19 protein-coding genes are annotated in these 19,765 nt (G+C 73.9%); 10 read left to right on the forward strand and 9 right to left on the reverse strand.

Going from position 1 to position 19,765, the window contains the following annotated elements:
* From Q8W71_RS10715 to Q8W71_RS10730, 4 genes are all read right to left on the reverse strand, one after another.
* The coding region (locus tag Q8W71_RS10715; protein ID WP_305525350.1) for a helix-turn-helix domain-containing protein at positions 1–199 on the reverse strand (199 nt) is incomplete at its 3' end.
* Between the two features lie 157 nt (positions 200–356).
* The gene (locus Q8W71_RS10720; RefSeq protein ID WP_305525351.1) at positions 357–1,322 is read right to left on the reverse strand and encodes a TIM44-like domain-containing protein; all 966 of its coding nucleotides are present in this window, start codon (positions 1,320–1,322) and stop codon (positions 357–359) included.
* 116 nt (positions 1,323–1,438) lie between these two features.
* On the reverse strand, positions 1,439–2,530 hold the full coding sequence (locus Q8W71_RS10725) for a two-component system sensor histidine kinase NtrB (RefSeq protein WP_305525352.1): 1,092 nt from the start codon (positions 2,528–2,530) through the stop codon (positions 1,439–1,441).
* Positions 2,531–2,662: 132 nt separating this feature from the next.
* Positions 2,663–3,295: a S24 family peptidase gene (locus tag Q8W71_RS10730; protein ID WP_305525353.1), complete on the reverse strand. Its 633-nt coding sequence runs from the start codon at positions 3,293–3,295 to the stop codon at positions 2,663–2,665.
* A 294-nt stretch (positions 3,296–3,589) separates the two neighbouring features.
* Between Q8W71_RS10730 and Q8W71_RS10735 the strand changes: the two genes are divergently transcribed.
* Positions 3,590–3,940, forward strand: a complete 351-nt coding sequence (locus Q8W71_RS10735; RefSeq protein ID WP_305525354.1) for a DUF952 domain-containing protein — start codon at positions 3,590–3,592, stop codon at positions 3,938–3,940.
* Positions 3,941–3,951: 11 nt separating this feature from the next.
* Positions 3,952–5,034, forward strand: coding sequence for a quinone-dependent dihydroorotate dehydrogenase (locus Q8W71_RS10740; protein ID WP_305525466.1), 1,083 nt, complete (start codon positions 3,952–3,954; stop codon positions 5,032–5,034).
* Between the two features lie 12 nt (positions 5,035–5,046).
* Here Q8W71_RS10740 and Q8W71_RS10745 read toward each other — a convergent pair whose 3' ends face one another.
* Entirely contained in the window at positions 5,047–5,964 is a 918-nt protein-coding gene (locus tag Q8W71_RS10745) for a hypothetical protein (protein WP_305525355.1), read from the reverse strand.
* A gap of 229 nt (positions 5,965–6,193) precedes the next feature.
* Between Q8W71_RS10745 and Q8W71_RS10750 the strand changes: the two genes are divergently transcribed.
* Positions 6,194–8,491, forward strand: coding sequence for an FdhF/YdeP family oxidoreductase (locus Q8W71_RS10750; RefSeq protein ID WP_305525356.1), 2,298 nt, complete (start codon positions 6,194–6,196; stop codon positions 8,489–8,491).
* Positions 8,488–8,757: a hypothetical protein gene (locus tag Q8W71_RS10755; RefSeq protein ID WP_305525357.1), complete on the forward strand. Its 270-nt coding sequence runs from the start codon at positions 8,488–8,490 to the stop codon at positions 8,755–8,757. The genes Q8W71_RS10750 and Q8W71_RS10755 overlap by 4 nt, the downstream gene beginning before the upstream one ends.
* Positions 8,758–8,766: 9 nt before the next feature.
* Here the strand turns inward: Q8W71_RS10755 and Q8W71_RS10760 are convergent, their stop codons facing one another.
* Positions 8,767–9,183: a rhodanese-like domain-containing protein gene (locus Q8W71_RS10760; RefSeq protein ID WP_305525358.1), complete on the reverse strand. Its 417-nt coding sequence runs from the start codon at positions 9,181–9,183 to the stop codon at positions 8,767–8,769.
* 160 nt (positions 9,184–9,343) lie between these two features.
* Between Q8W71_RS10760 and ftrA the strand changes: the two genes are divergently transcribed.
* On the forward strand, positions 9,344–10,294 hold the full coding sequence (gene ftrA / locus Q8W71_RS10765; protein ID WP_305525359.1) for a transcriptional regulator FtrA: 951 nt from the start codon (positions 9,344–9,346) through the stop codon (positions 10,292–10,294).
* An 11-nt stretch (positions 10,295–10,305) separates the two neighbouring features.
* Here ftrA and Q8W71_RS10770 read toward each other — a convergent pair whose 3' ends face one another.
* Complete coding sequence (locus Q8W71_RS10770; protein ID WP_305525360.1) at positions 10,306–11,199, reverse strand: HpcH/HpaI aldolase/citrate lyase family protein; 894 nt, start codon at positions 11,197–11,199, stop codon at positions 10,306–10,308.
* Between the two features lie 257 nt (positions 11,200–11,456).
* On the opposite strand from Q8W71_RS10770, the gene Q8W71_RS10775 reads away from it, so the two are divergent.
* A complete protein-coding gene (locus Q8W71_RS10775) occupies positions 11,457–11,792 on the forward strand; it encodes a hypothetical protein (protein ID WP_305525361.1) in 336 nt (111 codons plus the stop codon).
* A gap of 108 nt (positions 11,793–11,900) precedes the next feature.
* Here Q8W71_RS10775 and Q8W71_RS10780 read toward each other — a convergent pair whose 3' ends face one another.
* Both Q8W71_RS10780 and Q8W71_RS10785 read right to left on the reverse strand, forming a co-directional pair.
* Complete coding sequence (locus Q8W71_RS10780) at positions 11,901–13,247, reverse strand: MATE family efflux transporter (RefSeq protein WP_305525362.1); 1,347 nt, start codon at positions 13,245–13,247, stop codon at positions 11,901–11,903.
* Positions 13,248–13,384: 137 nt separating this feature from the next.
* Positions 13,385–13,720 carry a DUF6460 domain-containing protein gene (locus Q8W71_RS10785; RefSeq protein ID WP_305525363.1) on the reverse strand — a complete coding sequence of 112 codons (336 nt, stop codon included), beginning with the start codon at positions 13,718–13,720 and terminating at the stop codon, positions 13,385–13,387.
* Between the two features lie 204 nt (positions 13,721–13,924).
* Here Q8W71_RS10785 and Q8W71_RS10790 point away from each other — a divergent pair, with 204 nt between their 5' ends.
* From Q8W71_RS10790 to Q8W71_RS10805, 4 genes are all read left to right on the forward strand, one after another.
* The gene (locus Q8W71_RS10790) at positions 13,925–14,881 is read left to right on the forward strand and encodes an alpha/beta hydrolase (RefSeq protein WP_305525364.1); all 957 of its coding nucleotides are present in this window, start codon (positions 13,925–13,927) and stop codon (positions 14,879–14,881) included.
* Positions 14,878–17,589 (forward strand): ligase-associated DNA damage response DEXH box helicase, encoded by a 2,712-nt coding sequence (locus Q8W71_RS10795; RefSeq protein WP_305525467.1) that lies wholly within the window; start codon positions 14,878–14,880, stop codon positions 17,587–17,589. The genes Q8W71_RS10790 and Q8W71_RS10795 overlap by 4 nt, the downstream gene beginning before the upstream one ends.
* Positions 17,590–17,630: 41 nt before the next feature.
* Positions 17,631–18,344, forward strand: coding sequence for a ligase-associated DNA damage response endonuclease PdeM (gene pdeM, locus Q8W71_RS10800; protein ID WP_305525365.1), 714 nt, complete (start codon positions 17,631–17,633; stop codon positions 18,342–18,344).
* A gap of 172 nt (positions 18,345–18,516) precedes the next feature.
* Complete coding sequence (locus Q8W71_RS10805; RefSeq protein ID WP_305525366.1) at positions 18,517–19,758, forward strand: sensor domain-containing phosphodiesterase; 1,242 nt, start codon at positions 18,517–18,519, stop codon at positions 19,756–19,758.
* Positions 19,759–19,765 lie beyond the last annotated feature (7 nt).

Raw genomic sequence — 19,765 nt, forward strand, 5'->3', positions numbered from 1 at the left:
CGTTGTAGCGGTGCACCCAGTCGCGCAGGGTCTGGCGGTCCATGCCGCAGGCGCGGGCGGCGGTGGTGCGATCAGCGCCCTCCAGCACCAGGGCGAGCGCCAGCATGCGACGGGCCGCCGGGATGCTGGGCGCCTTGGAGGCGGCGGCGCGCAACCCCTCGGCGCTCAGATCCGTGCGGGTGATCGCGATCCCGGACATGGCGTGTCCTCCTGATCCGCCAAACGAATCAGAAGCCAGCTCAACCCGCAACCCGCCGAGTCACCCTCACAGGCCGTTGGTATCAGACGCCGAGGAAGACAACAAAAAAGGGCCGCCCAGCGGGCGGCCCGGAGTCGTCTCGAAGTCTGAACGTCGATCAGCGGGTCTGCTGGATCGCCGAGAGCACCCAGCCGCGGCCGGGCTGGCGCAGGAACGTCCACAGCTCGGTGGCCTCCGGCTCGCCGGTTTGGACGACCCGGTTGCTGCCGCGCTCCACGGTCACGTCCTTCAGGGCGTAGCGCATGGCGACCGTGGCGTAGTCGGTGCGGTCCTCGCCCCAGGCTTCCGACAGGTCGCCCTGGAGGAGCTTCACGTCGGAGATGCGGTTGACCACGCCGCGGGCGGCGTTGGCGCGCAGCTCCTCGTCGAAGTAGCCGGCCATCTCCGGGGTCGTGAGGTTGCCGAGCGTCACCCGGTCCTCGCGCGAGTACGCGTCCTGGATGTCGCCCAGCAGCCGCTCGAACGCCTGGTAGTCGTTCGGGCCGATCTGGACCGCCCGGGCCTGCGGCGCGCGCTGGCCGCCGAACATCCCGGCGGCACCGCCCGCGGCACCCGGGCCGGCTCCGCCCATCGGGCCGGGCGAGCCCGGACCTTGGCCGCTGTCGAGACCCGAGCGGGCGTGGGCGGCCGCGGGCTGGTTGCGGCGCCGGAACAGCCGGACCGCGAACATCACCAGCAGGGCCACGAGGCCGACCTGGAGCAGCAGGCCGAGGAACGAGGCGATGCCGCCGAGCCCGCCGAAGAAGCCGCCGCCGAGCAGGGCGCCGAGCAGGCCGGCGCCGAGCAGGCCCGCGAAGAAGCCGCCGCCGAACCGGCGGCCGGACGCGGGCGCCTGCATGCCGGGGTTGGACATGCCCGGCGCGGACTGGGTGCGCTGCATCGGCTGGGCGGCACTGGGCGCCGTCGGGGTCGCAGACGGGGCATCGAAGGTGCGCGAGCCGCGCGATCCGGAGGACCCGCCGCCGCCCGGGCGGGCCTCGACGACCGGGGCCGCGACGGTCAGGGCCGCAGCCAGAGCCAGAAGGGCCGCCGTGCGCCGGCGGCGCGGGGGGGAAGTGAGCATGTGCACGCCTCTAGGGACGAAATGACGGCTGACGCCGACGTCGACGATATGGGAACGGCTCGGCCGCGGTTTTAGTCCGCGGCGTCCGAACCTGTTCGGATCTTCGGGGCTCAGCCTCAGTGCAGCGCCCGCTCGGGCGCGGCGGGGAAGACGAGGCGCACCCGCGTGCCGCCGCCGGGGCGGCTGTCGATCGTGATCGTGCCGTTCTGGCGCTTCATCAGCCCGTGGACGATGGCGAGCCCGGCGCCGCGGCCCGCCTCCCGGCTCGTCTGGAACGGCGCCAGCGCCCGGGCGAGCATCTCCGGCGACATGCCCTGGCCGGTATCGGAGACCCCGATCCCGACCGAGCCCTCGTCCGGGTGCTGCATGCTCCGGTCGCCGGGGTCGATCCGGAACGTCGACAGGGTCAGCGTGCCGCCCTCGGGCATCGCCTCGCAGGCATTTGCGACCAGATGTCGCAGGGCGAACTCGACCTGGGTCGGGTTGCTGATCGCCCGCGGCAGGCCGGGCGTGTCGGCGACCACGAGGGCGATGCCGCGGGGGAGATCCGGTGCGAGCCGCGCCCCCAGCTCCGCGACCACCGCGTCGAGGTCGATCGGCCGGACGTCCGGGGCGATGCGCCGGGAATAGGCGAGCAACTGCCGGGTGAGGATCGCGGCGCGCTCGGTGGCGTCGGCCGAGCGAGTGATCGCCCGCTGGATGAACGGCTCGGGCCGGTCGCCGAGCCGGCGCTTGAGCCCGTCGATGTAGCCGATCAGGATCTGGAGGAAATTGTTGAACTCGTGCGCGACGCTGTTGGTCAGGAGACCCAGCGCCTCGCGCTGCCGGGACAGCGCCAGGGCGCTCTCCGCCTCGCGCCGGCCGGTCACGTCGAGGATCTGGCCGATGCGCAGCGCGCCGCCGGGCAGGGGCGCCAGCGTCAGGCTCGCCCAGAAGCTCGCCCCGTCGGCGCGGGCCGCGAGGAATTCCTGCGGCCCGTCGCGGCCGGGATCCGGCGCCGGGTGGCGGGCCGAGGCCAGCCGGTCGAGCCCGGACCCGCACAGGTCGTCGGCGGGGTAGCCGGTCAGCGCCGTCAGGGCCGGGTTGGCGTGGACGAGGCGGCCCGCCGCGTCGAGGACGAGGCTCGGGGTCGGCGCGGCATCGAGGAGGGCCCGCGCCGCGCTCGGGAGTGCCCCGCCGGTCTCGTCATCCGTCCCAAGCTGGGCCATGCTGCGTCCGGGCAGGGTCGGTCCCGGGGGACCGTCACCCGCCAGCGATAGCCGCATCCGCCGCCACGGCCAAGGCTGCGCCGTCGGCCAAGCCTGCGCCGTCGGCCAAGCCTGCGCCGCCGCCGGGGCCGGTCACTGCCGCACCCACATCACCCGGGCGATCCAGGCGATCTCGCCGACGTTGAGCACCCGCTCGGGATGCTCCGGGTTGAGCGAGGCCAGCTCGACGGTGCGGGCGGTGCGCCGCCGCAGCTCCTTGGCGACCACCTCGCCCCCGTGCAGGCGCACGACGACCCGGTCGCCCTTGCGCACGCTGGCGGTCGGCGAGACGATCAGCACGTCGCCGTCGCGGAACAGGGGCAGCATCGAATCGCCCTGGATCTCCAGGGCGAAGGCGCGCTCCTCGCCGAGATCGGGGAACTCGATCTCCTCCCAGCCCGCCCCGCCGGTGGGCATGCCGTCGTCGGTGAACAGCCGCCCGGCCCCGGCCTGGGTCAGGCCGACCAGCGGCACCATCGTCCGGGCGGGGACCGAGCGGGCCTCGATCAGCCGCAGGAACTCGTCGAGGCTGGCGCCGGTGGCGGCCAGCACCTTCGAGACCGACTCGGTCGAGGGCCAGCGCTTGCGCCCGTCGGCGCCGATCCGCTTCGAGCGGTTGAAACTCGTGGCGTCGAGGCCCGCGCGCCGGGCGAGGCCGGACGCGGAGTAGCCGTGGCGCTCCGCGAGGCGGTCGATCGCGTTCCAGATCTGCTCGTGCGAGAGCATGGCGGTTCGGAGCTCCAACTCACCGGACCGGCATCCCCGTCCCGCCGGCCGGAGCCCGGCCGCCGCGAAGACGCCACGGCACGCTCCCGCCCGGGCGACCTGCGCTCAGGCGGAAACGCGCGGACGATTGCGTGTGTTCGGCGCCGCCCGGCGCAGCCGGAGCGGACCCCGCTCTTATGACGCTCAGCCTAGGTGAGGAAAGTAGAACTACCACGGACAAAATGCAATCGTCGGTTCGGCCGTTGCGGGCCGCTTCGCTGCCCTCTATCGACGCCCGGTTCCCGGGGTGCCGCCATGCCGCTCGTCTACAAGATCTGTCCCCGCCCGCTCTGGACGACGGCCGAGGCGGAGGGCCGCTTCGGTGGCGCGCCGGTCGACCGCGCCGACGGCTTCATCCACTTCTCCACCGCGGCGCAGGTGGCCGAGACCGCGGCCCGGCACTTCGCCGGCCAGGACGACCTGCTGTTGCTGGCGGTCGAGGCCGACCGGCTCGGGGACGCCCTGCGCTACGAGCCCTCCCGCGGCGGCGCGCTGTTCCCCCACCTCTACGGCGAGATGCCCCTCGACGCGGTGGTGAGCGTGGAGGACCTGCCGCTCGGCCCCGACGGGCGCCACGCCTTTCCGGAAGGGATCCCGCCCCAGTGAACCCCGCACCCGTGATCGGAGCCGCCTTCCCGCTGGTCCGGCCGCTGCTGCACCGGCTCGACGCCGAGCGCGCACACGACCTGACCATCCACGCGCTGGCGGCGCTGCCGCCCTCGGCCCCGCCCGCAGACGACCCGCTGCTCGCGGTGGAGGCGTTCGGGCATCGCTTCCCCAACCCGGTCGGGCTGGCGGCGGGCTTCGACAAGGGCGCCCGGGTGCCGGACGCCCTGCTCGGGCTCGGCTTCGGCTTCGTCGAGGTCGGCGGGGTGGTGCCGCGCCCGCAGCCCGGCAACCCGAAGCCCCGCGTCTTCCGGCTCCCGGCCGACCGGGCGGTGATCAACCGGTTCGGGCTCAACAGCGAGGGGCTCCCGACCGTGGCCGGCCGTCTGCGGGCGCGGGCCGGCCGGCCCGGTCTCGTCGGCGTCAACATCGGTGCCAACAAGGACGCCGCCGACCGTCTGGCCGACTACGCCGCCTGCACCGCGGCGCTGGCGCCGCACGTCGCGTTCGTCACCGTCAACGTCTCCTCGCCCAACACCCCGGGCCTGCGCGACCTCCAGGGCGAGGCCTTCCTCGACGCATTGCTGGCGCGGGTGGTCGAGGCCCGCGATGCGTCGGGTGCCGATCCCGCGGTGCTGCTCAAGATCGCCCCCGACATGGGCCTCGACGCCCTCGACGCGGTCTGCGCCACCGCCGTGCGCCGCGGCGTGCAGGCATTGGTCGTGTCGAACACCACGGTCGCCCGGCCCGACACGCTGCGCGAGGCGGCGCTGGCGCGCGAGACCGGCGGCCTCTCGGGCCGGCCGCTCCTCGCGCCCTCGACGCGGATGCTGGCGCAGGCGTGGCAGCGGGTCGGCACGGCGATGCCGCTGGTGGGCGTCGGCGGGGTCGACTCGGCGGCCGCCGCCTGGACCAAGCTGCGGGCCGGGGCGAGCCTCGTGCAGCTCTACTCGGGCCTGGTCTACGAGGGGCCGGGGCTCGTCGGGCGGATCAAGGCGGGCCTCGCCGCGCGGATGCGGGCGGAGGGCCTGACGCGCCTCGCGGGCATCGTCGGGCGCGACGCGGCGGCGCTGGCGCGCGACGGCACCGGCTGACGCGCCCGGCCGTCAGAAGCTGTACCCCACCCGAAGCCGCAACTGGTGGCGATCGAAGCTCGTGAGATCGAGCGGGCCGGGCTCGCCCGAGGCCTGTCCGGCGACCTGGAAGCTCCACGTGACCGACGCCCAGGCGTGGGGCGTCAGGGTCGTGTAGACCGTCGGCCCGAGATAGACCGCCGCCCCGACCGGACGGTCGAGCGCCAGACCTGCGTAGGCCCGGACGTAGCGCGCCTCCCCGCCCAGGAAGAGCCCCGGCCGGACCTGATAGGCCAGCGCGCCCGAGACCTCGGCGCCCGACGCGAGCGCGGGCGCCTCCGCGCCGCCGAGGCGGGTCGTCGAGAACGCGACACTGACGTTGAGCGCGGCGACGAGCCGGCCGGGGATCAGCTCGCGGTCGATCAGCAGGCCGGCCTCCGTGCCGAAGCTGCGCGCCGGCGCGCCCGATCCGCCGTCGACGGTGCCGTAGCCGGGCACGATGTTGAGGGTCAGGCCGAACGGGGCGGCGCGCCGGTCCAGCAGGCGAACGCGCATCTCGAGGAAGCCGCCGTTGAAGCCGCCGGTGGTTCGGGCCGGATCGCCGGGCAGGCCGACGTCGTGCGCGTTGAAGATGAGGCCCGGCGCGAGCCGGAAATCCTGCGTCAGCGGCACCTTCACGGCGAACCCGCTGTCGAAGGCCCGGAAGCGGCCGAGCCGCTTGCCGAGCCGCCCGGTCGTCTCCCATTCCAGCTCCGCCTCGCCCGGCACGCCGATGTCGCTGCCCTCGGTGAAGCCGAACAGGTGCTCGCTGTCGATGTCGCCCGGCGTCAGGTTCTCGGCGGCCGTGGGCAGGGACTGCGCCCGCGCCGCGGGCGGGAACCCGATCACCGCCCCGGCGAGCGACAGCGCGGCGAGGCCGGTCCCGGAACGGATGGTGCAGCGGCCGAACATCGCAACGCCTCATTCATATAGCTTATGCTATATCTCATAGGAGTTGCGGTGTCACGGCGTCAAGCTTCGCGCTGCGCCGGGGCTCACTTTAGAATCTGTTTGCACTGCGGGGACTTAGCCCGCGCCGCGCGCATGAGGGGGCTGCGCCGGACCGCGATTGTGGACCGCGCGCGCCGCCGCTTATCTCGCGGGTGCGAAACGGATCGCGACACCTCCTCCAGGATCATCGATGGACAGCCCGGTCGGGTCTCCCAAACGTTCCTCCGCCGCGGGCGGCTGGGGCGCTCTGAAGAGCTGCGGCAAGCACCTGCTCGGCAGCCGCGCGCCGCTGTCCGGCGCCCGGGCCCTGATGAAGGCCAACCAGCCCGACGGGTTCGACTGCCCCGGCTGCGCCTGGGGCGACCCGGAGCACGGCTCCTCGTTCGAGTTCTGCGAGAACGGCGTGAAGGCGGTCTCCTGGGAGGCCACCGACAAGCGCACGCCGCCGGCCTTCTTCGCCCGCCACACGGTGAGCGAGCTGCGCGGCTGGAGCGACTACGCGCTCGAGAGCGAGGGCCGGCTTACCCACCCGATGCGCTACGACGCGGCGAGCGACCGCTACCTTCCGGTGAGCTGGACGGACGCGTTCGCCGAGATCGGCGCGGAGCTGCGCGCCCTCGACGACCCGGACCAGGCCGAGTTCTACACCTCGGGCCGCGCCTCGAACGAGGCCGCCTACCTGTACCAGCTCTTCGCCCGGGCCTACGGCACCAACAACTTCCCCGACTGCTCGAACATGTGCCACGAGGCGAGCGGCGTCGCGCTCACCGAGGCGATCGGCATCGGCAAGGGCACGGTGCTCCTGGAGGATTTCGAGCGGGCGGACGCGATCTTCTGCGTCGGCCAGAACCCCGGCACCAACCACCCGCGCATGCTCGGCGACCTGCGCCGCGCCGCCGAGCGGGGTGCCCGGGTCGTGGTGCTCAACCCCGTGCGCGAGCGCGGCCTGGAGCGCTTCGCCGATCCGCAGAACACCGTGGAGATGCTGCGCGGCGCGAGCCGCCCGATCGCCAGCCACTACCTTCAGCCGCGGCCCGGCGGCGACATGGCCGCCTTCCGCGGCATCGCCAAGGTCGTCCTCGCCCGCGACGCCGCCGCCGTGGCGCAGGGGCGCCCCACGCTCCTCGACCGCGCCTTCGTGGAGCACCACACCGCGGGCTACGCCGCCTACCGCGCCGCGGTGGAGGCGACGGACTGGGCGCAGATCCTCGATCAGTCCGGCCTGACCCGCGCGGAGATCGAGACCGCCGCCGACGTCTATCTCGGCGCGGAGCGCGTGATCGCCACCTGGGCGATGGGCGTGACCCAGCACCGCCACTCGGTGGCGACCATCCGCGAGATCACCAACCTGCTGCTGCTGCGCGGCCATATCGGCCGGCCCGGCGCCGGCCTGTGCCCGGTGCGCGGCCACTCCAACGTGCAGGGCGACCGCACGGTCGGCATCAACGAGCGGCCGTCCGCGGCCTTCCTCGACGCGCTGGAGCGGCATTTCGGCTTCGCGATGCCGCGGCGCCACGGCCACAACGTGCTGGCCGCGATCCGGGCGATGCGCGACGGCCGGTCCCGCGCCTTCATCGCGCTCGGCGGCAACTTCCTGCGCGCGACGCCGGACACGCCGGTGGTCGCCGCGGCGCTGGCGGGCTGCCGGCTGACGGTGCACATCGCGACCAAGCTCAACCACGCCCACCTCGTCCCCGGTCACGTGGGCTACATCCTGCCCTGCCTCGGCCGCACCGAGATCGACCGCAACGCCGGCGGCAAGCTCCAGATCGTGACCGTCGAGGATTCGATGAGCATGGTCCACGGCTCGGGCGGCATCAACCGGCCGGCCTCGCCGGAGCTGCGCTCCGAGATCGCCATCATCGCCGGGATGGCCGCGGCCACGGTCGGCGCGGCGCGGATCGACTGGGCGCACCTCGCCGAGGATTACGACCGGATCCGCGACCTGATCGAGGCGACGGTGCCGGGATTCTCCGGCTACAACGCCCGGGTGCGCAAGCCCCGCGGCTTCATGCTGCGCAACCTCGCCGCCGAGCGGGTCTTCGCCACCGCGACCGGCCGGGCCAACTTCTCCGACGCGGCGCTGCCGGCGGAGACCGAGCACCAGAGCGCCCGCGGGGCCGCCGACACCTTCGTGCTCCAGACCTTCCGCAGCCACGACCAGTACAACACCACGATCTACGGCCTCGACGACCGCTACCGCGGGGTCTACGGCGAGCGCCGCGTGGTGTTCGCCCATCCCGACGACCTCGCGGACCTGCGCGCGCGGCTGGGCGAGCGGGTCGACATCGTGGGCACCCACGATGACGGGACGGTCCGCCGGGCCGAGGATTTCCGGCTGGTGCCGTTCGACATGCCGCGGGGCTCGCTCGCCGGATACTACCCGGAACTCAACGTGCTGGTGCCGCTCTCGACCTTCGGCGCGGGCAGCGACACGCCGACCTCGAAATCGGTGCTGGTGACCCTGCACGCCCGCGAAGCGGCGTGAGCGAGAATGCCTCCGAGGCGGCGTTCACGGCCGCCCTCGACCGGGTCCGGGCGGCGCGGCCGGACCTCGACGCGATCGAGGCCGGGATCCTGGCCGCCCTCGACCTCGGCCTGCCGGGCGACAGCCGCGCCTTCGCCCGGACCTTCGCGGTGGAGCATGCCCTGGTGCTGCGGGCGCTCACCGGGCTGGCCGAGGCCGGGCTCGTCGCGGTGACGGACCGCGACCCGCGCACCCAGCGGACGCGCTACGGCGCGCCCCCGGCTTAGGACCGGCCGTCAGGCGGGCTCCCCCGGCTCGGGACCGGTGACGAAGCCAAAACCCTCGTCGGCCCAGCCCGTCACGCCGCCGATCATCAGCTTGACCGGCCGCCCGAGCTCGGCGAGCCGCAGCGCCGCCCGGTCGCCGCCGTTGCAGTGCGGGCCGGCGCAGTAGGCGACGAACAGCGTTCCGGCATCCCAGGCCGCCATCCGATCCGCGGTGATCTGCCGGTGCGGCAGGTTCAGCGCGCCGGGGACGTGGCCCCGCCCGTAGGCGTCGGGCCCGCGCACGTCGAGCAGCACGAAATCCGCCTCCCCGGCCGCGAGCGCCGCGTGCACGTCGGCGCAATCGGTCTCCAGGGACAGGCGCCCCGCGAAGTGGCGGCGCGCCGCCTCCGGCTCCGCGGCCGGCACCCGTGACACCGCGCTCGTCATCCCGCTCTCCCCGATCACCCGTGACCGATCCAGGATAGGCGGGACCGCGACCCCCTGGTGAGCGGCAGGAACGCCGCGTATCGTCAAGATCGTGCCAAAGCCGACCGCCTCGTCGCCCGCCCCATCGCCTGCCCTTCCGCCCGCCGCGCGGCGCCCCGTCGTGGTGCTCGCCTATGACGGGCTGTGCACCTTCGAGTTCGGCTGCGCGGTCGAGGTGTTCGGCCTGCCGCGGCCGGAGTTGGGGCCCGGCTGGTATCGCTTCGCCGTCGCAGGGATCGAGCCCGGGCCCCTGCGGGCGGTCGGCGGCGTGCGCGTCAGCGCGGATGGCGGCCTCGACCTGCTGGCGGGGGCGGGCACGGTGATCGTGCCGGGCTGGCGGGGGATCGACGCGCCGGTCCCGGCCGCCCTGTGCGACGCCCTGCGGAGCGCGCACGCGGGCGGCGCGCGGATGGTGTCGCTGTGCTCCGGCGCCTTCGTCCTGGCGGCGGCCGGGCTGCTGGACGGGCGGCGGGCGACGACCCATTGGCGCTACGCCGAGGCCCTGGTCGCGCGCCATCCCGGCCTGACCTTCGTGCCGGACGTGCTCTACGTCGACACCGGGGACGTGCTCACCGCGGCCGGCAGCGCCGCGGGCCTCGACCTCTGCCTGCACCTCGTGCGGCGCGACCACGGCGCGGCGGTCGCCAACGGGATCGCCCGCCGCCTCGTCGTGCCGGCCCATCGCCAGGGCGGCCAGGCGCAGTACGTGGAGGCGCCGGTCCCCCGCGAGCGGGCGGCCGGCTCGCGTCTCGCCCCCCTGCTCGACCGGGTGCGCGGCGCCCTCGACGAGGCCTGGGACGTGGACAGGCTGGCGGCGGAGGCGGCGCTGAGCCCCCGCGCCCTGCACCGACACTTCCGCGCCGCCACCGGCCAGAGCCCCGGCGCGTGGCTCGCGGGCGCCCGCCTCGCCCGGGCCCGCGACCTCCTGGAGGCGACGCGGATGCCGATCCCCGACATCGCCGCCGCCTGCGGCTTCGGGACCGCGGCCACCCTGCGCCATCATTTCCGCACCCGGTTCGGCGCTTGCCCGACCGCCTATCGGACCGGGTTCGGGACCACGATGGCCGGGTGAGGAGCCCGGATTCAGAAACCCTTCGCGCGGATCGCCTCCGACCACGTCACCGCGCGCCGGGCCATGCCGAGGTGCTGGCGCTCGTAGAGGCGGCCCTCCAGCTTGATCACGCCGCGCTTGGCGTTCTCGGGCTGCTCGAACGCGTCGAGCGCGACCCGGGCGCGGCGGACCTCCTCGTCGGTCGGGGCGAAGGAAGAGTTCGCCGGTTCGAGCTGGCTCGGGTGGATCAGGGTCTTGCCGTCGAAGCCGAGGTCGCGCGCCTGCCGGCACTCGGCCCGGCAGCCCTCGGTGTCGCTGATGTCGTTGTAGACGCCGTCGAGGATGTTGAGGCCCTCGGCGCGGGCGGCGGCGAGCGCCGTCATCATCCAGGGCAGCATCGGCACCCGGCCCGGGACGATCTGCGCCCAGGTGTCCTTGGCGAGGTCGTTGGTGCCGAGCACGAAGCAGGTCAGGCGGTTGCGCCCGAGCCGCCGCGCCTTGGCGATGTCGTGGATGTTGAGGATCGAGGCCGGGGTCTCGATCATCGCCCAGACGCGGATGTCCTCCGGCGCGTCGAGGGATTCGAGCCGGTCGGCGATGCTCTCCAGCACGGCGGGGGTCGAGACCTTCGGCATCAGGATCGCGTCGGGCTTGGCCTCGATCGCGGCGTGCAGGTCCGCCTCGCCCCAGGGAGTCTGGGGGGCGTTGACGCGGATCACCAGCTCGCGCTCGCCGTAGCCGCCCCCCCGCACCGCGGCGCAGACTTGGGCCCGGGCGATCTCCTTCTCCTCGGGCCCGACCGCGTCCTCGAGGTCGAGGATGATCGAGTCGACCGGCAGCGTCTTGGCCTTCTCCAGGGCCCGCTGGTTCGAGCCCGGCATGTAGAGGACGCTCCGGCGCAGGCGGAGATCGGTCTGCGTGGCCATGCGTCGTCTTCCTCCAAACTGTCGTCGGCGGCCGGTCGGCCGGGATCTCGCGTTGCGGCGCACCCTAGACGAGACCGCGGGCGAGGCCATGCCCCGGGGTGGCCGGGGCGGTGAGGGCACGCGCGGATTGTAGGCCGAGCCCAGATGCTTCCGTCCGCCGCGGGCGCCGTCGCCGCGGTTTCGTCACCTTCCCCGGATTCAAGCCCCGCGAGGTCCCGCCCGGGACTTGGAGGATGCGACCTCGGGGGGACGCGACGATGCGACGGATTGTACTTGCCCTGGCGCTGACGAGCGCGCTGGCCGCGCCGGGGGCCGCCCTCGCGCAGAGCCGGACGACGCTCGGCGTCGGCTCCGGCGCCGTGGCCGGCGCGCTGGTCGGCGGCCCGATCGGGGCCGTGGCCGGGGCGGTGGTCGGCGGGTTCGTCGGCTCCTCTACCGAGGGCGGCCGGCGCAGCCTGCGCCGGGGCCGCCGCGCCGCCTACGCGCGCCGGGCGCCGGGACGCCGGGCGGAGGCCGAGCTGCCCCGCGCCGCGGCGCCGCAATCGGTCGCCGCCAACACCCGGCCGGCCACGACCTGGAAGGACCCGCGCTGACGCCCGCTTAGAGCCGTTCCCGATTGCCTTGCAATCGTGTCCAGCTCTAAGTCATTGTTTTAACGCGCTCTCTTTCGCTGAACCGGCATCCACTTCAGCGGAGAGCGCTCAGGCGGGGACCGGGGCGGGAAAGGTGCGGCGGGCGAGCCGGGGATAGGCGAGCGCCTGCCCCAGCCCGCGCGCCCCGAGGAAGGCGACGAAGGCGAGCCACAGGCCGGCATTGCCGAGATCCAGCGCCTGCACGAGGGCGAGCACGGCGCAGTAGGCGGCCAGCGCGCACAGCATCAGGTCGCGCATCGCCCGGGTCCAGGTGGCGCCGATATAGACGCCGTCGTAGGCGAAGGGCGCCGCCGCGGCGAGCGGGGCCAGCGCGGCGAGCGGCAGGTAGATCTGCGCGGTCGCGCGCACCGGCTCGGAGGTCGTCACGAAGGCGATGAAGGCGTGCCCGCCCGCCAGCGCGAGCAGGCTGACGCCGAGCCCGAAGCCGAGGCACCAGCGCAGGCTGAGGGCGGAGGCCCGGCGGAACGCCTCGGCGTCCCGGGCGCCGACCGCCTGCCCGCACAGGGTCTCGGCGGCGGTGGCGAAGCCGTCGAGGAAGAAGCCGCCGATCAGGAAGAGATTCCACAGGACGGCGTTGGCCGCGAGCACCACGTCCCCCTGCCGGGCGCCGAGTGCCGAGAACAGGACGATGCCGGCGATCAGCGCCAGCGTCCGCACGATCACGTCGAGGTTGACCGCGAGCGTCCGGCGCAGGGCCGCCGCGTCGCGCAGGGCGGCGAGCGGCACCCGGAACGGGCGCGAGCCGAGCCGCGCGAGCACGGCGAGCCCGAGCCCGAAACCGGCCGCCTCGGCGCCGACCGTCGCCAGAGCCGCCCCGGCGAGCCCGAGATCGAGGCCGAGCACCAGGGCCAGCGTCAGGGCGATGTTCAGGAGGTTGATCGCGACCTGGATCACGAGGCCGAGATCGGTGCGCCCGCGCCCGAGCACCGAGCCGAGCACCGCGTAGTTCGCCAGCGCGAACGGGGCCGAGAGGATGCGCAGGTGGAAGTAGGTGGACAGCCCGGCGACCACCGCCTCGCTCGCGCCGCTCACCGCGAAGGCGGCCCGGGCGATGGGGACCTGGAGGACCACCAGGGCGAGGCCGGCGAGCGCCCCGGCCGCCAGCGCCCGGGCGAGCGTCCGGTCGACCTCCGCGGCGTCCCGCCCGCCCACCGCCTGGGCGGTCAGCCCGGCGGTCGCCATGCGCAGGGAGCCGAACGACCAGAACAGCGCGTCGAAGACCACCGCGCCCAGCGCCACCGCCCCGAGCAAGGCGGCGTCGCCGAGCCGCCCGATCACCGCGGCCCCGACGAAGCCGAGCATCGGCGTCGTGACGTTGGCGAGCGTCATCGGCAGCGCCAGCGCCAGGACGCGCCGATGGGTCGGGGGCACGGGAGATTCGCCGGGCGGGATCATCCGCCGATCCTAGAAGCTCCGCCGCGAAAGGGGATCGCGCCGCGGTGCGCCGCCGCACGTCGAAGGCGCGAGCACCGCCCGGCCGTCCCCAAGGGCCCGACGCGCCGGCCACGCGCGACGGAAAATCCCAAACAGAATCAGCGGGTGGCGGCGAACAGGCGCGAGAGCAGCCAGAGCGGCACGACGATCACGGCGCCGGCCACGACCCAGCCGGTGACGTCGTGCAACTGGGTGACGGCGATCTCGGCGAGCGCCCGGACGGAATCGTAGGCGTGCCAGAACAGGCGTCCCGGCGTCAGGCCGAGCATCGACAGGAAGGCGCCGACCAGCACCGAGAGGAACAGCAGCCGCAGGAACACTCCCGCGGGCGAGCCGCCGAGGAAGCGGCGCAGGGCGGAAGGCCGGTCGGCGTGGCCGAAGGCCGGGTCGCGGTCGTAGGCGCCCTGCCGGCGCCGGTCGTGGTCGACGAGCATCGCGTCCTCGTGAAGCCTCTCGGGCCGGGATCGGCCTATGGTCGGCGCGGATCCCGGCGGAACCGTGACCGGCGCACCACACCGGATTCGAAACCCGATGCGGCCCCGGGCGTTGGCGGGTTTCGCCGCCCGTGCCGAGATGGCAAGGCGCGCGATCTCCGCCAAGATGCCCGCCGGGCGATTCGACGAGACGCGACCAGCACGATGATCGACCACGCCCTGTTCGACCCGGCGACGATCGATCCCGAGACGACGCGGCTCAACGCCGAGATCGTCGCGGCGCACGCCGCGCTGGCCGATCCGTGGTCCCTGCCCATCGCCGAGGTGCGGGCCCGGCGCCGGGCCGGCACGCAGGCGTCCCCGGCGATGCCGCGCAGCGCCCGCGCCGAGTGGATGACGATCGAGGGCCCGGCCGGGCCCCTCAAGCTGCGGGTGATCCGACCGAAGGCGGGGGTCAAGCTGCGCGGCGCCTACCTGCACATCCATCGCGGCGGCTGGGTCTGGGGTTCGGCCGACGAGCAGGATCCGTGGCTGGAGCGGATCGCCGATTCCTGCGGCTTCGTGGCGCTGTCGGTGGAGTACCGCCTCGCCCCCGAGCATCCCTATCCCGCCGCCCTGCTCGACTGCGAGGCGGCGGCCCTGTGGCTCGCCGGCCCGGGCCGGACCGAACTCGGGGTCCACGCCCTGACCATCGGCGGCGAGTCGGTCGGTGCGCACCTCGCGGTGATGGTGCTCCTGCGCCTGCGCGACAAGCACGGCCTGCCCCGGGCGTTCCGGGGCGCCAACCTCAACGCCGGCTTCTTCGACCTCGGCCTGACCCCCTCGGTGCGCAACTGGGGCAGCGACCGCCTCGTGGTGAACACCGAGGATCTGACCCGGTTCGCCGACGGCTACGTGCGCGAGGGGATCGACCGCCGCCGGCCCGACGTGTCGCCGATCTACGCCGACCTGAAGGGCCTGCCGCCGGCCCTGTTCACGGTCGGCACCGCGGATCCGCTCCTCGACGACACCCTGTACATGTCGTCCCGCTGGGCGGCGGCCGGCAACGGCGGCCACACCGCGGTCTATCCCGGCGGCTGCCACGTGTTCGTGCGCTACCCCGGCGCGTTGACCGAGCAGGCGCTGGAGCTGATCGACCGGTTCCTGATGGCGCTCGCCTGAGCGGGCGGGCACAGGATCCGGCGGCGGCGCTGCTGCCGCCCGCGTTCCGGGCGTGGTTTTCCGCGCGCGGCTGGGCGCCCCGGCCGCACCAGCTCGATCTCCTGCGGATCGCGGGTGCCGGCCGCTCCGCGCTCCTCGTGGCGCCGACCGGCGCCGGCAAGACGCTGGCGGGGTTCCTCCCCAGCCTGGTCGCACTCTCGGCGCGCGCCCCGGCCGAGTCCCGAAAGACCGGGCTGCACACGCTCTACGTGTCGCCCCTGAAGGCGCTCGCCGTCGACATCGCCCGCAACCTCGACGCGCCGGTGGCCGAGATGGGCCTGCCGGTGCGCGTCGAGACCCGCACCGGCGACACCCCCGCCCACAAGCGCACCCGCCAGATCAGCCGGCCGCCCGACATCCTGCTGACCACGCCGGAGCAGTTCGCGCTGCTGATCGCCCACCGCGAGGCCGCCGATCTCTTCTCGGGCCTGCGCTGCGTCGTGCTCGACGAGCTGCACGCCCTCGTCACCTCGAAGCGGGGCGACCTGCTGTCGCTCGCGCTCGCCCGGCTGCACCGGCTGAGCCCGGGGCTCGCCGCGATCGGGCTGTCGGCGACGGTGCGCGAGCCGGACGCGCTGCGGCGGTATCTCGTGCCGCAGACGCCGCTTCCCCCTCCGCCGTCTGCCCCTCCCCCCTCTGCGGGGGAGGGTACCCCGCGCAGCGGGGGGGGAGAGGGGCAGCGCGACGCGGCAGGATGCGGCGCGCGGCGCGACCCCTCTGGACACGGCGCTCCCCTCTCCCGACCCCCTCCGGGGGCCACCCTCCCCCACACAGGGGGGAGGGAAGCGTCGCGCGTGTCGGAACCGCCCATGGCCGACCTCGTGGTCGTCGCGGGCGGCGCCAAGGCCGACCTGCGGATGCTCGATCTCGGCCGGCCGCTGCCCCTGTCGGGGCACACCGCGTGGCACGCGATGCCGGCGATCTACGACCTGATCCGGGGCCACCGCACCACGCTGGTGTTCGTCAACACCCGGCTCCAGGCGGAGTACACCTTCCAGGAGCTGTGGCGGCTCAACGACGACGCCCTGCCGATCGCCATCCACCACGGTTCCCTCGACGCGGGCCAGCGCCGCCGGGTGGAGGCGGCGATGGCGGCCGGCTCGCTGCGGGCCATCGTCTGCACCGCGACGCTGGACCTCGGCATCGACTGGGGCGACGTCGATCTCGTGATCAATGTCGGCGCGCCGAAGGGCGCGAGCCGGATCATGCAGCGGATCGGCCGGGCCAACCACCGCATGGACGAGCCGTCGAAGGCCTACCTCGTCCCGGGCAACCGGTTCGAGATGCTGGAGTGCCAGGCGGCCCTCGACGCCGTCGAGGAGGCGGCCCAGGACACGCCCGACGCCCGCGAAGGGGCGCTCGACGTGCTCGCCCAGCACGTGCTCGGCATGGCCTGCGCCGACGCCTTCGATCCGGTCGCGCTCCACGACGAGATCACCTCGGCCGCGCCCTACGCCGACCTGACCTGGGAGCGGTTCGAGGCGGTCGTCGACTACGTCGCCACCGGCGGCTACGCCCTGCGCGCCTACGAGCGCTTCGCCAAGATCCTGCGCGGGCCCGACGGCCTGTGGCGGGTGCGGGACGCGCGCACGGCGCAGGCCTACCGGATGAACGTCGGCACCATCGTCGAGGCGGCCCGCGTCAAGGTCCGCCTCGGCCGCAGCCTGCGGGCCAAGCCCGGCACGGTGCTGCCGAAGTCGGGCCGCGTGCTCGGCGAGATCGAGGACGCGTTCGCCGAGACGCTCACCCCCGGCGACACGTTCCTGTTCGCGGGCGAGACCCTGCGCTTCGAGGGCCTTGCCGAGGACGAGGCGCTGGTGACCCGCGCGCCCCCCGGGACCGACCCGGCGATCCCCTCCTACGCGGGCGCGAAGTTCCCGCTCTCGACCTTCCTCGCCGCCCGGGTGCGGGCGCTGATCGCCGACCCGTTCGAGTGGGACCGGATCCCGAAGCAGATCGGCGACTACCTGCTCCAGCAGCGCCGCCGCTCGGTGCTGCCGGGCGCGCGCGACCTGCTGGTCGAGACGTTCCCCCGGGGCAAGCGGTACTACCTCACCGCCTTCCCGTTCGAGGGCCGGCTCGCGCACCAGACGCTCGGCATGCTGCTGACCCGGCGGCTGGAGCGGGCCGGCCTGAGGCCGCTCGGCTTCGCCGCCAACGATTACGGCATCGCGATCTGGACCACGCGGGACGTGTCCGAGCGGGCGGCGATCGAGCCGGACTTCCTGGCCGCCCTGTTCGCGCAGGACATGCTCGGCGACGACCTGGAGGCGTGGCTCGACGAATCGGCGATGATGAAGCGCACCTTCCGGCAATGCGCGGTGATCGCCGGGCTGATCGAGCGCCACCATCCGGGCCTGAAGAAGTCCGGCCGGCAGGTGACGATCTCGACCGACCTGATCTACGACGTGCTGCGCAAGCACCAGCCGGACCACCTGCTGCTCGCCGCCGCGCGCCAGGATGCGGCAACCGGACTCCTCGACGTGCGCCGCCTCGGCATGATGCTAGAGCGCATCCAGGGGCGAATCATCCACCGCGCCCTCGACCGGGTGTCGCCGCTCTCCGTCTCCGTCATGCTGGAGATCGGGCGCGAGCGGGTCTACGGCGAGGGCGCGGACGAGATCCTGGCCGAGGCCGAGGCGGAACTTCTCGCGGAGGCCCTGGCCTGACGGGTGATCCGCCCTCCCCCGACGACCCCGAGGATGCAGCCGTGGCGGCCGGACTCCGACTCGAGAAGACCCAGAAGCACCCGACGCTGCATCTGGCCGGCGAGACCCTGACTCTCGACCTGTGCGGCGGCGTGTGGCTCGAGCAGCACCGCACCCTGATCGTCTCCGACCTCCACCTGGAGAAGGGCTCGTCCTACGCCGCCCGGACCGGCCAGTTCCTGCCGCCCTACGACACCCGCGAGACGCTGGCCTGCCTGCACGAGGCCGTGGTCCGCCACGACCCGGCCCGGGTGGTGGCGCTCGGCGACTCGTTCCACGATGCCCGCGGCCCCGAGCGGATGGAGCCCGGCGACCGGGCGATGGTCGCGGCGCTGCAAGAGGGCCGCGACTGGGTGTGGATCGCCGGCAACCACGACGCGGCGGTGAACGCGGGCGTCGGCGGCCGCTACGCCGAGGCGCTGACCCTCGGGGGGCTGGTGCTGCGCCACGAGCCGAGCCCCGGCCCGGCGCCGGGCGAGATCGCCGGCCATCTCCACCCCTGCGGCAAGGTGGCGATGCGCGGCCGCGCGGTGCGCCGCCGCTGCTTCGTGAGCGACGGCACCCGGCTGGTCATGCCGGCGCTCGGCGCGTTCACGGGCGGCCTGAACGTGCGCGACAAGGCCTTCGACGGGCTGTTCCCGGACGGCTTCACCGCGCACCTGCTCGGCGACGGCCGCGTGTTCGCGATCGGGAAGGCGCAACTGGCTCGCAACTGAAGCGATTATCAATGTAGATTACTTTTTCTGGTTGTATTCCCGCGGGCACAGCGACAATCGGCGCCGCATTATACACCTCGCGGGGAAGTTCTCGCGCTTGACAACCCAAAGATGTCCTCCGCTATGATCGTCCCGCGAGGACGGCAGATCTTCGGCGAAGAGTGCGGACACGATGTCGCTGGCGACGATGTTCGAGGCGGGGGCGGATAGTCCGGGTGAGCAGATCCGCGGGATCCTGCGCGCCGCGCGCCGCCACTTGGCGATGGATGTGGGATTCGTCTCGGAGTTCGTGGAAGAGGACCGGATTTTCCGGTTCTCCGACGGCGAAACCTTGCGCAATCCGATCGTCGCCGGTGCCTCGGACCCGCTGGAGGAGAGTTTCTGCCACTACGTCGCCCGTGGCCTGATGCCGCAACTGATGCGGGACGCAGCCGAGCATCCCGTCGCCGCCGGGTTGCCGGTCACCCGGGCGATGCCGGTCGGGGCGCATCTCGCGGTGCCCCTGCGCCACGCCGACGGGACGGCGTTCGGCTCGCTCTGCTGCTTCAGCTTCACCCCCGACCACAGCCTGACCACGCGCGATCTCGGCGTGCTGCGCCTGTGCGCCGAGGTCGTCACGGCGGTGGTCGAGAAGGACCGGCGGATCGCGCAGGATCACGCCGTCCGTCGCCAGCGGATCGCCGACCTGATCGCGGCGCGGGCGCTGACGCTCCGGTTCCAGCCGATCTACAGCGTCTCCGACGGTCGGCTGACGGGGTTCGAGGCCCTGACCCGATTCACCGAGGCGCCGCAGCGCTCGCCGGACGTGTGGTTCGCGGAAGCCGCCGCGGTGGGCCTGGGGACCGAGCTGGAGTTCCTGGCCGTCGAGACGGCGCTCGCCGCCAAGGCCTCGCTCGACCCGTCGCTCAAGCTGACCGTCAACCTGTCGCCCGCCAGCGTCGTCAGCCCCCGCTTCGCGGAGGTCTTCGCAGCCATCCCCCTCGACCGCGTCGTGGTGGAACTGACCGAGCACGCGGTGATCGCCGACTACGACGCCCTGCGCGCCGCCCTGGCCCCGTTCCGGGCCCGCGGCCTGCGGCTCGCGATCGACGACGTGGGCGCCGGCCACTCGACCTTCCGCCACGTGCTGGATCTCGCGCCCGAGTTCATCAAGCTCGACCGCAGCCTCATCCAGGACCTGCACGCCGATTCGGCCCGCCGGGCGCTGGCCGAGGCGCTCACGAGCTACGGCCGGCGCATCGGCTGCGAGGTCGTGGCCGAGGGGGTCGAGACCCCGGCCGAGTACGCGGTGCTGCGGGCGATCGGCGTCACGCGCGCGCAGGGCTTCCTGCTCGGCGCCCCGATGCCCTTGGAGGAGGCCCGCAGCCTGCCCCTGCGAGGGGCGCCGCTGCACGGGGCGCCTCTGCACGGCTGAGCGGGCC

Source organism: Methylobacterium amylolyticum, from assembly GCF_030700245.1.
GTDB lineage: Bacteria > Pseudomonadota > Alphaproteobacteria > Rhizobiales > Beijerinckiaceae > Methylobacterium.

Coding starts and splice junctions, on each gene's coding strand:
- Q8W71_RS10760 (WP_305525358.1), bottom strand. CDS start 9,183: ATGACGAGCGCGGTGTCACGGGTGCCGGCCGCGGAGCCGGAGGCGGCG.
- Q8W71_RS10780 (WP_305525362.1), bottom strand. CDS start 13,247: ATGATCCCGCCCGGCGAATCTCCCGTGCCCCCGACCCATCGGCGCGTC.
- Q8W71_RS10745 (WP_305525355.1), bottom strand. CDS start 5,964: ATGTTCGGCCGCTGCACCATCCGTTCCGGGACCGGCCTCGCCGCGCTG.
- Q8W71_RS10790 (WP_305525364.1), top strand. CDS start 13,925: ATGATCGACCACGCCCTGTTCGACCCGGCGACGATCGATCCCGAGACG.
- Q8W71_RS10720 (WP_305525351.1), bottom strand. CDS start 1,322: ATGCTCACTTCCCCCCCGCGCCGCCGGCGCACGGCGGCCCTTCTGGCT.
- Q8W71_RS10725 (WP_305525352.1), bottom strand. CDS start 2,530: ATGGCCCAGCTTGGGACGGATGACGAGACCGGCGGGGCACTCCCGAGC.
- Q8W71_RS10805 (WP_305525366.1), top strand. CDS start 18,517: ATGTCGCTGGCGACGATGTTCGAGGCGGGGGCGGATAGTCCGGGTGAG.
- Q8W71_RS10730 (WP_305525353.1), bottom strand. CDS start 3,295: ATGCTCTCGCACGAGCAGATCTGGAACGCGATCGACCGCCTCGCGGAG.
- Q8W71_RS10750 (WP_305525356.1), top strand. CDS start 6,194: ATGGACAGCCCGGTCGGGTCTCCCAAACGTTCCTCCGCCGCGGGCGGC.
- Q8W71_RS10770 (WP_305525360.1), bottom strand. CDS start 11,199: ATGGCCACGCAGACCGATCTCCGCCTGCGCCGGAGCGTCCTCTACATG.
- Q8W71_RS10735 (WP_305525354.1), top strand. CDS start 3,590: ATGCCGCTCGTCTACAAGATCTGTCCCCGCCCGCTCTGGACGACGGCC.
- Q8W71_RS10775 (WP_305525361.1), top strand. CDS start 11,457: ATGCGACGGATTGTACTTGCCCTGGCGCTGACGAGCGCGCTGGCCGCG.
- Q8W71_RS10785 (WP_305525363.1), bottom strand. CDS start 13,720: ATGCTCGTCGACCACGACCGGCGCCGGCAGGGCGCCTACGACCGCGAC.